Here is a 13911-nt window from a genome sequence, read left to right as displayed (position 1 = left end):
ATATCTCCTAAATCCCAAATCCCGTCGCAAAGAGCGCTTTTTTGCAAAGATGGAAAAGGCTGGTATTCCCTGGTTATCGGTTGGGTTAAGCTTTTCTAATATATGAAAAATAATGTTTTTTCTGGATTTGGCATGGCGCATTTTTCCTAGGCTGAAAAGGGGGGATCTATTTTTTTGTTGCGGATTATTATTAAAAATTGACAAAATCTTATAATTGTATACAGTAATCATTATTCATATACAAAACATGAGGTGCTGTATAGAATACTAAATCATCCATAAGCGAGCTGTATGATCAGGGTATGGCGGGTCTGTAGTGAATAGAGCCGTAAGATATAAAGAGTCATGCAGCTCCGAAAAAATAACGAAAACAGAGTAATAACAGAGCAAGCAATAACAGAGCACAAGGGAAGCGCTTATAGGAGAATGAAAATGTCGAGCTTGGAATATGAGAAACAAACCGTCTGGTTGCCCGTGACGGCAGGGAAAAGGGCAACATTTAGCACGGCTTTGGTCACGCTTTTGGCCGGCGTCACGCTTACTCAGGCGAATGTGACGTCCAGTCGGGCCGAAGAGGCCTCGGCTGTTGAGGAGGACGAAGCCGCTGTCATTGAAGAAATCACCATCACCGGGTCGCGCCGCGAAGCCCGTTCCCCCTCGGACGTTCCGGCGCCGGTGGATATTATTGATGCCAACCAGCTTGCTGCGCAGGGTGGGGTGGATATCGCCAATTTGCTTCGGACGTCAATTCCGTCGTTGAATATTGGGGACCATCCGTTGAGCGGAACGTCCTCGCATGTGCGCCCACCCACACTCAGGGGGCTGGCGCCAGACCATGTGCTGGTTCTCCTGAATGGCAAACGCCGACATCGGGCGGCGGATATTGCCACTTTCTCCGGTGGGATTTCTGATGGTTCGCAGGGGCCTGATCTGTCCTCTATTCCGACCATTGCCCTGAAACAGATTCAGGTGTTGCGTGACGGGGCCGCGGCGCAGTACGGATCTGACGCGATCGCCGGAGTGATGAACTTTATTCTGAATGATAACCCGGAAGGCGGGACCATCGAAGCCAAGGTGGGCAGCACCTATGAAGGTGACGGTGACGCCTATCAGATTGCTGCAACCTGGGGCATGCCACTTGGCGATTCCGGTTTTGTCAGGTTTAGCGGTGAGTTCCGAGAAAGCGACCTGACCACCCGCGCGGTACAGCGTGCCGATGCGGCGGCGTTGATAGCTGCCGGAAATACGGCGGTGCCTGATCCGGCGACCCGTTTCGGGACTCCGCAGATTGACGATGATCTCAAACTGTTTGTGAACATGGCAGTTGAGGCTGGGGATAACCGGGAATTTTATATGTTTGCCGGTTATGCGGAAAGAAAAACGGCAGGTGATTTCTTCTACCGTAATCCAGAAGGCCGTTTTGGTGTATTCACCGATGCAGATGAAAATGGAAATTTTCTGATTGGCGACATGACACCGGAGGACGGCATCACCTGTGACGGCGGCATAGATTTTGGTGGCACAGGTGTGGTCAATGACCCGATTCCTGTAGGATCCCCGGATGCGGAGGCCCGACTTGCAGCCATTTTTGCAGACCCCAACTGTTTTTCCGCCCTTGAATTCTTCCCCGGCGGTTATACGCCGTTTTTCGGTAGCAAGCTGACAGATATGAGCGGGGCCCTCGGGGTGCGAGGAGAGCTGGAAAACGGTCTGACCTATGATGTCAGTGCCAGTGCCGGACGTAACAAGCTGGCGTTTAATATTGATAATGTGCTGAACCCCAGCCTGGGATCCTTGTCTCCGACCACCTTCGATGATCTCGGGGATAGGATTCAGACGGAAACCAACGTCAATATAGACCTGACTTATCCGCTGGAAATATCCGGGTTGCATTCACCGCTGAATATTGCGGCCGGGTTTGAATGGCATAAGGAAATGTTCGAGATTGTGGCCGGGGCACCGGAATCCTTTGAGGCTGGTATTCTTGCGGATCAGGGCTTCCTGATCGGGGAAGAGGCCTTCCCCGGATTCTCGCCTACCATTGCCGGCATTTTTGACCGCAGCAACATTGCCTTCTATCTGGATGTAGAAGCGGACATCACCGAGAAACTGGTTCTTGGCGGTGCCATACGTTTCGAGGACTTCGATGATTTCGGCAGCAAAACCACTTATAAGGTAGCGGGGCTTTATCACGTCACGGATTCCTTGGGCATTCGTTCAACCTTTGCCACAGGCTTTCATGCGCCCACCCCCGGACAGCAGAATTTCAGCGCCCTGACCACGGAAATCTCACCGGAAGGGGATCTGATTGAAACCGGGGTGATCCCGCCCACAAGCCCGGTGGCCATGGCGGTCGGCGGCAGGCAGATACAGCCGGAAACCTCGGAAAGTATTTCGGTGGGTTTTGTATATGAAACCGAGTGGCTGAGCCTGACCGTGGATTATTATTACATCACAATGGATGACCGCATTACCCAGTCCGCAAGTAATGAGTTGACGGATCAGCAGCGCGCAGACCTGATCGCCGAAGGTTTCTTCGCCGCAGCGGGGCTGGGCACGTTCCGTTTCTTTACCAACGACTTCAGTACCGAAACCCAGGGCGTTGATGTGGTGGCCACCATTCCGCTGAACCTGACGGAGACGGGGGCTACGGAGATCCTGGTGGCGGCCAACTGGACAAAAACGGAAGTAACATCCTTTGATCCGGATGATCCCAATGAGCTGCTCAGTGAAACGCGGGTTATTCAGCTGGAAGACAATAATCCGAACTTCCGCGGTAATCTGACCCTGCGCCATAGTGAAGATAACTGGCGCGCGCATGTCCGGGCCAATTATTACGGGCCATTTACGGAACTGCATGTGAATGCGGGGTCTTTGAGAATTGATGCCGGATCCCAGATTACTGTGGATGTGGAAGCCGGGATCAATCTGACCGAAGAAATCGAGTTGGCGGTGGGGGCTGATAATGTGTTCAACAGCTTCCCCGATGAAAACCCCTTCGGTTTCATCGTCGGGTCAAAATACCCGACCACGGCGCCGGCCGGGATCAATGGCGGCTTCTATTACGCCAAACTGCGTTTCGACTTCTAAGTCATAACTGTAATGAGGAGGGGCTCGATGATGAGCCTCTCTTTTTTGTGATCTATACGACTTAAGAGAGGACAAGTGAGTAAAAACCGTCTAGATGACGAAAATGTTGAGGGAAGACAACGGCGTGTCCTGTTTCCTGGCAAAGGGAAAATGTGTCACGCCGTGTCGTTCTCTTCTGGGCTGTCTTCCTCACCGGTTGCTGTCAGAATATCGGTTCCGACCTTTCTGACATGGCGCGCCGCAAGAAGACCCGCGAGTTTCTCGTCAGAGGACATTACCGCTTCCAGGACTGCGGCATGTTCGTACCAGGAGTCAATTCCCCGATCCTGCATGACCTGGTTAAATAGCCATAACGTTCTCTCGCGCAGCATGCGCATGAAGTCCGCCAGATAACGATTTTTTCCGGAACTGGCAAGAAGGCCATGGAACTCACTGTTCAACTCACGGATTTTGTCAATGTCATTGTTTTTTGCCGCCTCATTTCCTTCGTCCAGAAGTTTCTGGAAAGATTTTCGGGTTTCGTCCGTCAAACGCCGTGTAGCGAAACGGGCGCTTAACCCTTCGAGTTCCGCTCTCAGCTCGATAATCTCTTCCACTTCCTGGCGGGAAAGAAGGGCGACCCGGGCGCTTTTGCGAGGCGGGATTTCGACAATCCCCTCACTCTGGAGTTTGCGCAGCGCTTCACGGATGGGATTGCGGGAAACACCAAACAGTTTCGCCAGGCCGGGTTCTGTTAGTCGTTCACCCGGTTTGAAGTCGCCCCGGAATATAGCCTTGCGCAGGGCGTTGGCGACGGTGTCGTTCAGGGACTGGTGCTGTTGGCCGACCTCAGTCCACATATTGGTTCTGTTTTCGTCGTTCAAAGTCAGACTACCTCGGTTGTTACATTTAGGACTTGACTTTTTTTGCTTTGCGTATTGTATACTGTATACAGAATTAAGTCATGGTATAATTAACATAGCATACCCGAAAAAAAAGAAAAATGAATTACTGGGATGTGTGGCAGGCTTTGAGTTGGGAGCGTAGGGTCTTGTTCCAACAGAATAATTCGCCTTGCGGAAATGTCACGGAATAATCCGGTCACTCTGCACATCACACCCGGTGAACCGGAGCGTAGGGGGTGATGTAACGGGAATTATAGTGTCATCAGGGCACTGATGCTAGAGTATTGATGCCAGAGTACTGGTTTAGGGCCATGCGAAACAAAACAAAAAAGAAGAATTCGCATGAAATATAGGGTGCTTGGAGGCTTCCAAGTCAGGATAGGGTATAAAATGGAACAAATAGAGTTGACGATTGCCCATTGGGCTTTTCTGCTGGTCGTTGTGTCGATTTTCATTTCCATAGGATTTCGAAAGGGTGTGATTATTCCGTCCATTGTCGGAACCTTTATCTTGGGGCTGTTGTCCTATCAGCAGGATGACGGCGTCCTGAATCAGACCATTTTTGCCGTGCAGGTGATGTTCAAGGCTTTGCTCAATGCAGGGGTGGAGCTGTTTGATATTATGCTGGTGATTGCAATGATGGCGGCCATGTTGAAATCCCTGCAGGCCCAGGGGGCGGCTCAGATCATGGTGGCGCCGATGCAAAAGCTGATGGTGGGACCCAAGACGGCATTTTTTGTTCTGGCGGTGACCATGTATATCGCCGCGGTATTCTTTTGGCCGACGCCTGCCGTGGCTCTGGTGGGGACGGTTCTTATTCCCGTGGCGATGCGCGTGGGGTTGCCGGCCATGGGCGGGGCCGTAGCGGTTAACCTGTCCGGGCATGGCATGGCGCTTTCCGCGGACCCGGTAATTCAGGGAGCGACCCGGCTAACAGCAGGCGCGGCAGGCATCACCACCAATGAATTGCTGCCCTATACAATTCTGTTTTCCCTGGTGGCGGGGATGGTTGCCTTTGCGGTGGCCGCATGGACGTTGCGACGGGACATGCGAGCCGGTAAACTGGAAACCTCGCAGGGCAAGCTTCCCCTGGCGGGAAATGGGTCCGCTGCGCCGGCGGGGACAGGCAAGGACCATGTTCTGGTGAATGAGTCCAAGGGGCCTTATGCCCAACTGTTCGCCATTGCCGTACCGGTTATTCTGCTCGGCATTGCCTTGTTGATGATTTACCGGGGCCTGTTTGTCCCGGAAAAGGCGATTCGCGGCGGGGCGGCCACGGCCTTGCTCGGTGGGACGGCAACGACGCTTTTGGTGTTGTCCACCTTCGCCACCCGCGGCCATCATGCGATGGATGAAATCAGCCTGCATATTCGGGAAGGTTTCTTTTTCGCCATCAAGATTTTTGCGCCGATCATTCCCATTGCGGGATTTTTCCTGCTGGGCAATCCGGAATATGCCCAAACGGTCATGGGGGAAGGCACCCCGGGATTTCTGTTCGATGTGGGGAATTATCTGGGGCAGCATGTGGCCGGTGCCGGATGGATGCTGGGATTTGGGGTCACCACCATTGGCTTGCTGACAGGAATGGATGGCTCAGGATTTTCCGGGTTGCCGTTGGTGGGGTCTTTGTCAGGGGCCCTGGCCCATGGGGCGGGGTTTGATGTGGCGGTGCTGGCGGCTTTGGGGCAGGTGGTCACTATCTTTACCGGCGGCGGCACCCTGGTGGCCTGGGCGTTTGGGGCCTGTGCCGATGCCGGTATTGCCGGTGTTTCTCCATCGGATCTGGTGCGCCGTAATTTTGTTCCGGTGATATCGGGGATTCTGGTGATCACCATTCTGGCGATTGTGATGATGTAGGGCTTTAAAACAAGTTCGACCAGTATATTGGTCAGTACATTGGCCAATCTGTTGGAAACGATGTTGGACAGGAGATCTGCGGCCTCTGAAACCGGGGAGAAGAGGCTGGATGAGTGTGAAAACCATTAAATGGGCAGGGAAAAAACATGCAAGCCAAGCAGGAAAACACACAGCAGGAAAGCTGGCGATTGGGTGGGGCCGAAGCCGTCATGGCAGAACAGTGTCAGGCGCGCGGTCCTCACGCGGCGGTAGCTGCAGCCGCTCCTCTGGCGGCGCTGATCGGGACGGAAATGTTGCGGGCCGGCGGTAACGCTTATGATGCAGCGGTGGCGGCAGCCCTGGCGGAAACGGTGCTGTTGCCCCCCAAATGCGGGCTGGCTGGGGATCTGGTGGCGCTGGTTTGGCACAAAGACCGCAAAGATCCCGAAACGCTTTTGGCTATTGGCGGCGCACCACGGGGGCTGAGAGCGGTGGCCGAACGGGGCGAGCTGGAAAGAACCGGTCCCACTTCCGTGGGCGTGCCGGCCGCCCCGGCAGGGTATCTGGCGCTTGCTGAACGGGGGCGCCTGCCGCTGGCACAGCTGGCCCAACCGTCGATTGATCTGGCGCGGGAAGGGTTTTGCTGGTCCCGGATCTGTTCGGCGCTGGCGCAGGAATCGGCCGAACTTGTGGCGCGCCACAATCCTTCGGGGTGTTGTTATTATCCTGAGGGCAAAGAAATCCGGCCGGGAACAATAACCCGCCTGCCGGGACTGGCGCGGGCGTTGGAGGCCCTGGTGGCGGACGGTCCGGAATTTCTTGCCGGGGAGGTGGGCGAGGCCATTCTGCGCTGTGTGCGTGAGCATGGCGGTATCCTGGAGCAGGATGATTTTGCCTTCGCGACGGCGGAATGGACGGCGTGTCAGGCCGGCAGGCTCGGGGATATGCCGCTTTATGTGACTCCGGCGCCTACGCATGGCGCCTCTTTGATACATGCGGTTCAGGAGGTGACGCCTTCGACAGAATATGCGGCGGCGGCGGTCTATGCCGGGGTGATGAAAGCCATTGCCTGGCAGCGTCGGGAACTGGCGGACCCCAGCGGCACCTCTATGGTTTCAGCGGTGGATCAGGATGGCACCATGGTGACCATTGTCCATTCCAATTCCTACCCGCGTTTTGGCAGCGGGCTGATCGTTCATGACTATGACCTGATCTTGTCCAACCGGGCGGGGCGCGGCTACAGCAGTGATCCGGCACATCCCAATTTCCCGGTGGCTGGGCGCCGTCCCGCCACCACTCTTCATGCCTGGGCTGTACAAAAAAAGGACCAAACCCGCTTGCTGGGGGCGACGCCTGGCGGGGCCAATCAGATGCCATGGAATGCGCAAACCCTGGCGCGGCTGCTCACCGGGCAGGAGGATATCGGCCGACTGATTGTGGCGCCGCGCTGGGAATGGATTCCCGCTGATGATTCCCTTGTGGTGGAGGACGGTTTCACCGCTGGTGAAATGGCGTTGCTCAGATCTCAGGCTTCACGGCTTGAAGAAGTCGAGCTGTGGGCCACCAGTTCGGCGATGCAGATTATTGCCGCCGATGGGGATGGTCTATGTGTTTCGGCGGCAGCTGATCCCCGCACTGTAGGCAGTGTGATGGCATTTTGACCTGTCCAGTGGTGAAAGCGGAAGCGTAAAATTTCTTAAATTTATGCAGCGAATTTACACAGCAGCAGATGATTTGGCGGAAAGACATTTCCGATTAGAAAAGTACATTGACAACAATCTGTATACAGTATACAGTTTTGGAGAACTTTGAGTTAAACAGGTTTGGCCACGTATTGAGGAGACAGGAGAGAGAGATGGCAGAATTGTTAAGCAAGGACGAGTTTCGCAAGGCGATCAAGGAGGCGATGAAGGGTCGGGAGGCGAAGGATGCGTCGTTCAGCCTGGCCTGGTCGAACGGGGAGCTGAAGCGGGAGCATTTTGCGCGCTGGGCGGAGAACCATTATCATTATGTGGGGCCGTTTGCGGATTATCTGGGCTATATTTACGCCAATGCGCCGGAGAGTGCGACGGAGGCGAAGGATTTTCTGTTGCAGAACATGTATGAGGAGGAACTGGCGGACATTCGCCATACGGATCTTCTGATCCGTTTTGCGGAAGCCTGCGGGACGACGCGGGAACGGGTTGAGGATCCGCGGAACATGAACCCGGTGACGCGGGGGTTGCAGGGCTGGTGTTACGCCAAGGCGATGCGTGATCACTGGGTGGTGGCGACGGCGGCTTTGGTGGTGGGACTGGAATCCCAAGTGCCGGACATTTACCGGCGTCAATATCCGCCGCTGATTGAGAAATACGGGTTTACGGAAGATGAGGCGGAATTTTTCGAGCTGCATATTTCCTCGGATGAGGTCCATGGGGAGCGGGGGTATGAGATTGTGCTGAACCAGGCCACGACGCCGGAATTGCAGCAGGCCTGTCTGGAAGCGGTACGGGATGCGGCGGACATGCGGTTTTCCTATACCAAGGCGCTGTATGATTATTATGTGCGGGACTTTGAACATTCGGAGGCGGATTTGGCGTCGATCGGCTCGGTATGAGGGAAAAGCGGACAGGCGGCTTCTGAGGGGGCCGCCTGGTGCCCGGGACTATCCCGGAGAAATATTGCCAAAAGAGATCACCGAGAGAAGCCTCAAAGAACTATCGAGAACTATCTTAGGGGGCGCGCGCCCAGGGAATGATCAGGCCCAAGGGATGATCAGGCCCAAGGGATGATCAGGCTAAGGGAGACGACAAGGAAAGGGCAGGGTACATGTCTGAATGGATCAGGGTAACGGATCTTGCGGCGCTGAAGCGGCGCAAGAAACAGGTGGTGGAAGTTGAGGGGGCCGAGGGGGAGGTTCAGGAGATTGCGCTGTTTTATGTGGACGGCGACGTGTATGCCATGAATGACATCTGCATTCACAAACAGCGCCGCCTGCATAAGGGGCTGGTGTTTCAGGGCAATGTGATCTGCCCCGGCCATCAGTGGGCGTTCGATCTCAAGACCGGATGGGTCGATGAATGGGCCAAATGCCAGCCCGTCTATAACGTCAAAATCGACGGCCAAGACGTCTATGTCGATCCAACCCCAAAAATCCGTACAACCCCTCCCCAGGAAAACGAAAAATGCCCGAAATAGGAGCCCACTCCACACGGGCATTGGTGAACAACGGAAAATTGGGAAATAGTGGTGAGGCAGGGGCCTAAGGGCCAATAAGAAAGGAACAAGTGAATATGAGACGCCAATTTGTTTTGATCGGTGGCGGACAGACATCCGTTTCCGCTGCGCGCACGCTGCGCCGTCTGGGATTTGATGGTCATATCATCATAGTGAGCGAAGAATCCATCGCTCCCTATCAGCGACCGCCCTTGTCCAAGGAGTATCTGCAGGGCGAATCCGATAAGGAGGAAATCTGGGCTGCGGCGCTTGACTGGTATTCAGCCAATGATGTGGAGCTCAGGTTACACAGCCGGGTGGCGCGGATCAATACCGGCAATCTGGATGTGGAACTGGAAGACGGAACCCATCTGGTGGCCGATGCGGTGCTGCTGGCCACAGGTGGGCGGCCGCGTCGTCTGGATGGCGTGGATGATGCGCTGGTCAGATATCTGAGAAATATTGAAGACTCAGACCAGTTACGCGAGGAGATCACCAAGGACAGCCATGTGGTTGTTGTGGGTGCCGGCTTTATCGGCTCGGAGGTGGCCGCGTCTGCTCGGGCGCTGGGGGCCAAGGTGACCATGCTGGAAGCCATGAATACCCCGTTACAGAAGGTTCTGGGCCCGGAAATTGGCGAAGTTTGCGCCAGAATGCATCGAGAAAATGGTGTCGATCTGCGCTGCGAGGTGAGTGTGGAAACGGTGAGTGAGAAGGGGGGTAAAAAACTTGTGAAGCTGAGCACCGGTGATACGCTGGAAGCGGACCTTGTGGTTGTGGGGATCGGCATTGAGCCCAATGACCAGATTGCCCGGGCCTCCGAAATCACCGTTGGAAACGGAATCCGGGTGGATGAGTTCTGCCGGACTTCTGCTGAAGGGGTGTTTGCCGCCGGTGATGTGGCCAATCATTATCATCCGCTTTATGACCGGCGGATGCGGGTTGAACATTTCGATAACGCCACCCGGCAGGGCGCGGTGGCGGCCAAGAATATGATGGGCATCCGTACGGTCTATGATGACCCGCACTGGTTCTGGTCGGATCAGTATGATCATAACCTACAATATGCAGGGTATGCGGACAAATGGGATGACATTGTGATCCGCGGCTCACTTGAGGAGATGGACTTTACCGCCTTTTATATGGTGGACGGCAAGATTGGCGCGGCATTCGCCGTGGACCGGGGGGCGGATGTAATGATGGCCAAGACCTTCATCGCCGAACAGATCAAGGTGGATCCAGCCATGCTTCGAGATGAGGATGCGGACCTGCAGGATATTCTCTCCAGCAAGGAACGCGAAGCCGAACCGGAAAGCGCCGCGGATGCCCCAGAGAGTGAAGGGGAATACCTTAAAGCCGCCCGCAGCGGCCAGATCGGGGAAGGCATGGTGCGCCGTTTTGTGGTGGGGGATGTGGAACTGGCCATTGCCCGCTCCAAAGGGAAAGCTTATGCCGTACACAATCTGTGCACCCATTTGGCCTGTCATCTGGCCTCCGGGAAAGTGGAAGACGATTGTCTGACCTGTCTGTGTCATGGGTCCATGTTCGAACTGGAAACGGGGATTCCGGTCAACCCGCCGGCCACCAAACCGGTGAGAACCTATCCGGTTCGTGAAATGAACGGCCATATCTATGTCAAGGTAAACTGACATGGATCTTGGCTTGACAAATCGGAAAGCCCTTGTGCTCGGCTCCAGTTCCGGACTGGGCCGGGCCATAGCTCATACCCTGGCTGCTGAAGGGGCCGAGGTTGCGATTGCCGGGCGTGATCCCGGGCGGGCCCGCAAAGCGGTAGAGGAATGCGGTGGCCGTTTGGCTGTAACCGGAGACCTGAGTGTCGCAGGGGAGGCCACCCGGCTAGTAGAAGAGGCGGCCCGGGGGCTCGGGGGGCTGGATGTCATCGTGGTCAATACGGGCGGCGGCACACCCGGCGGCATTCTGGATATGACGGGGGAAAGCCGGGACAAGGCCTATCATAGCATGCTGCGACCGGCTCTGGAGGCGGCGCTGGCAGCTGTGCCCTATCTGAAAAAATCCTCTCAGGGCAACTCATTCGCGGGACGCATGATCTTCATCACGGCGCGCTCTGTGCTGGAAGCGACGCCGGAACTGGCATTGTCTTCAGTGTTCAGAAGCGGAGTGGCGGCGGCAGCTCGATCCCTGGCCCTGGAACTTGCGCCTGAGGTGCTGGTGAATGTGGTTGTGCCCGGCCAGTTTGATACACCGGCCTATACCCGTTTCGAAGCCTGGCTGGCCAGCCGGGAAGGGATTGAGGCGGCAGCCATGCGCCGGGAGAATGAAAAGGCCATTCCTCTGGGCCGGTTGGGCCGGGCCGAAGAACTGGCTGATGTGGTGACTTTTCTGTGCAGCGCCCGCGCCAGTTTTGTGACCGGTTCGGTCATCCGGGTGGATGGCGGCGCGGTCGTGGGATTCTGAACCCGCCTTATCCTGCACTCTCAATCAGGGCAGCGACATTACAGACCGGATGATCAGGATGAGGGCGGACAGGCCGGACAGGCCCAGCACCGACAGCCTGACCATTCGGGAATTCATGCGGGGAACCATCCAGCTGGACACCCGGAAACCGACCAGTAGCGGCGGAACAAACACCGCGCTGACCAGCAAATGATTGAGCGAAAATCCGCCAAACCAGACCAGCGTCAGGATGGAAAATGCTGATCCCACCAGGAAAAAGGCTGCTAGCGTAGACCGGATCACGGCCGCGGTGTCATGCTGGTATGCCAGGGCGATGGGAGGCGCGCCTATGGACGTCAGTGTTCCCATATAGCCCGAAGCCAGACCAGCGGTAAACAGGTTGGAGGGAGAGGTTTTGAATTTCCACCGACTAATGCTGAGCAAAACCGCAGCGAGCACCATAAGACCGAAAATGAGCCCATAAAGAGCCAGAGGAATTGCCGAAATGGTGAGGGCGGCCAGTATGGTGCCTGGAATTCGTCCCGACAAGGCGAGGGCGAGGCCCTTGTGGTCGATATGATGTCTTTCGCGGACCGCCATCAAAAAGGAAACCAGCATGGCCAACATCAATAATGGTCCTGGCACAAAAACCGGGTCGATGATCATCAGAACGGGGGCCGCCACCATACCGAGCCCCAGTCCCGTGGCCCCCTGAATGACGGATCCCGCAAAAACAGCCACAACCCCCAGCAGCAGACTGGACCAGGGGAGCTGATGAATAATGTCAAAACCGAAATTGTCCATGTGATACCTTTTTTTCCGGCCGCTTATAGCAGATCCATCGGCGTTTCTATAGATGTCGTCCAATATTGTTGTTTGTTTTTATAGGGAAGGTGGGGGCTCCCCTCATCCCGCCCAACTGGTCCGCCAGTGCCGGGGATAATTTGGCCGGGCGTTTGAAAACTCCCGGATGAGTTTTATGCCATCCGGGAGTTATGGTTCATATCCTCTTGCCAATGTGGCAGGACGGATCAGTTGGCGAGGTAAACGGTTTTAGTGGTCGTGTAAAAATCCATCACCCCGTGTCCAGCCTGTTCCTTGTAAGTCTGGTTGCTGGAATGTTTGATGCCGCCGAAGGGGGCGGTGAGAGCAACCCCACCCGTTGCGCTGTTGATCTTGATTACACCGGCCTCAATGTCATGAGCGAAAGACAGCGCGCGGCCCATATCCCGGGTGACGAGAGACGCGGCAAGGCCGTATTCCACTGTATTAGCCTGGCGGATGGCGTCCTCATAATTGTTAACGCGATGCAGGCAAACCACCGGCCCGAAGATTTCCTCTTGGGCGAGCCGGGAAGAGTTGGGCACATCCGCAAACACTGTGGGCGCCACATAAAAGCCGTTCTGTGGCAGCGGTGTTTCCAGATCGTCAGCCCCATAGGCCATGCGCAGACCTTCGGCTTTGCCCACTTCAATCATCTCGCGCACTTTGTCAAACTGCGCCTGGGTGGCGAGCGGGCCCATTTTGGTGTTCTTATCCAGACCGTTGCCCACTTTGATGGCCCGTGCCTTGTTCACGACTTTTTCCAGAACCTCATCATAAATACTGTCCATGACAAAGGCCCGGCTGGTGGCCGTGCAGGCCTGCCCCGTCAGATTAAAGGCGCCCTGGGCAATGATTTGGGCGGCCCGTTCGGTGTCCGCATCCTCCAATACGATGCAGGGGTTTTTCCCCCCCATTTCCAGTTGCAGGCGTTTCGAGGGGCCGGCGGCCTGATGAATGGCGCTGCCGGTGGCGAACGAACCGGTAAAGGTTACGGCTTTGACGGCCGGGGCCGTGACCAGAGCCGTGCCCAGTTCCGCCCCACCCCCCTGTACCAGGGCGATGGCGCCTTCAGGGACGCCAGCCTCCAGAAGAATTTCAACCATTCTCTGGCCTGAAAGCGGGGTGACTTCGGATGGTTTGAACACCACGCCATTACCAGTGGCCAGGGCCGGACCGATTTTTCGTGACGGGATGGAGACCGGGAAATTCCAAGGGGTAATGGCCAGCACAACCCCGACGGGTTCGCGGATGGAGCAGACCAGGCTATTGCCCGCGACCGGGAAGGTTTCCCCGAGGCTGCGCAGGGCTTCCCCGGCATAAAGCCGAAAATTGGCCGCTGTGCGTTTCCATTCCATGGTGGCTGAGCCAAGCGGCTTGCCTTCCTCGCGAGTGAGTTCCCGCGCCAGGTCGTCCACACGTTCCAGGATAAGGTCCGCCGCCTTTTCCAGGACGGTCATACGTTTTTCCGGATCGGTGGCCGCCCAGTCATGGCGGCCCTGATCCACCCCTTCCACGGCGCGCTTGGCATCTTCTGGCGTGGATGCTGGGAAGTGTCCAACCACATCCTCATTGTCTGCCGGGTTTCTGCGCTCAAAGGTTCCGCCGTTGCTCGCGGGAACCCAGGCGCCACCGATAAAGTTCTTGCCGATAAAATCTTGTGACATGC

Annotated in this window: 10 protein-coding genes; 7 read left to right on the top strand and 3 right to left on the bottom strand. The window is 56.0% G+C overall.

Annotated elements, in window-relative coordinates:
* Nucleotides 1-432: 432 nt before the first annotated feature.
* A complete protein-coding gene (locus tag FE788_RS09415; RefSeq protein ID WP_168190355.1) occupies nucleotides 433-3090 on the top strand; it encodes a TonB-dependent receptor plug domain-containing protein in 2658 nt (885 codons plus the stop codon).
* Between the two features lie 155 nt (nucleotides 3091-3245).
* On the opposite strand, the gene FE788_RS09410 is transcribed toward FE788_RS09415, so the two are convergent.
* Nucleotides 3246-3929 carry a GntR family transcriptional regulator gene (locus tag FE788_RS09410; RefSeq protein WP_138380395.1) on the bottom strand — a complete coding sequence of 228 codons (684 nt, stop codon included), beginning with the start codon at nucleotides 3927-3929 and terminating at the stop codon, nucleotides 3246-3248.
* A gap of 435 nt (nucleotides 3930-4364) precedes the next feature.
* Here FE788_RS09410 and FE788_RS09405 point away from each other — a divergent pair, with 435 nt between their 5' ends.
* The 6 genes from FE788_RS09405 (at nucleotide 4365) to FE788_RS09380 (ending at nucleotide 11441) form a co-directional block, all read left to right on the top strand.
* On the top strand, nucleotides 4365-5831 hold the full coding sequence (locus tag FE788_RS09405; protein WP_138380394.1) for a hypothetical protein: 1467 nt from the start codon (nucleotides 4365-4367) through the stop codon (nucleotides 5829-5831).
* A gap of 146 nt (nucleotides 5832-5977) precedes the next feature.
* Nucleotides 5978-7471: a gamma-glutamyltransferase gene (locus tag FE788_RS09400; RefSeq protein ID WP_138380393.1), complete on the top strand. Its 1494-nt coding sequence runs from the start codon at nucleotides 5978-5980 to the stop codon at nucleotides 7469-7471.
* A 194-nt stretch (nucleotides 7472-7665) separates the two neighbouring features.
* Nucleotides 7666-8406: an iron-containing redox enzyme family protein gene (locus tag FE788_RS09395; RefSeq protein ID WP_138380387.1), complete on the top strand. Its 741-nt coding sequence runs from the start codon at nucleotides 7666-7668 to the stop codon at nucleotides 8404-8406.
* A 212-nt stretch (nucleotides 8407-8618) separates the two neighbouring features.
* Nucleotides 8619-8987, top strand: a complete 369-nt coding sequence (locus FE788_RS09390) for a Rieske (2Fe-2S) protein (RefSeq protein ID WP_138380386.1) — start codon at nucleotides 8619-8621, stop codon at nucleotides 8985-8987.
* 95 nt (nucleotides 8988-9082) lie between these two features.
* A complete protein-coding gene (locus FE788_RS09385; RefSeq protein ID WP_138380392.1) occupies nucleotides 9083-10654 on the top strand; it encodes an FAD-dependent oxidoreductase in 1572 nt (523 codons plus the stop codon).
* A 13-nt stretch (nucleotides 10655-10667) separates the two neighbouring features.
* On the top strand, nucleotides 10668-11441 hold the full coding sequence (locus FE788_RS09380) for an SDR family oxidoreductase (protein ID WP_210413866.1): 774 nt from the start codon (nucleotides 10668-10670) through the stop codon (nucleotides 11439-11441).
* A 24-nt stretch (nucleotides 11442-11465) separates the two neighbouring features.
* Here the strand turns inward: FE788_RS09380 and FE788_RS09375 are convergent, their stop codons facing one another.
* Both FE788_RS09375 and FE788_RS09370 read right to left on the bottom strand, forming a co-directional pair.
* Entirely contained in the window at nucleotides 11466-12224 is a 759-nt protein-coding gene (locus tag FE788_RS09375) for a sulfite exporter TauE/SafE family protein (protein ID WP_138380390.1), read from the bottom strand.
* 227 nt (nucleotides 12225-12451) lie between these two features.
* Complete coding sequence (locus FE788_RS09370) at nucleotides 12452-13909, bottom strand: aldehyde dehydrogenase family protein (protein WP_138380389.1); 1458 nt, start codon at nucleotides 13907-13909, stop codon at nucleotides 12452-12454.
* Between the last annotated feature and the right edge of the window lie 2 nt (nucleotides 13910-13911).

The organism is Luteithermobacter gelatinilyticus (assembly GCF_005849285.1).
GTDB classification, from domain to species: Bacteria; Pseudomonadota; Alphaproteobacteria; order Sphingomonadales; family Emcibacteraceae; genus Luteithermobacter; species Luteithermobacter gelatinilyticus.
Note: the sequence above shows the minus strand (reverse complement) of the source record. Positions and strands in the feature narration are given on the sequence as shown.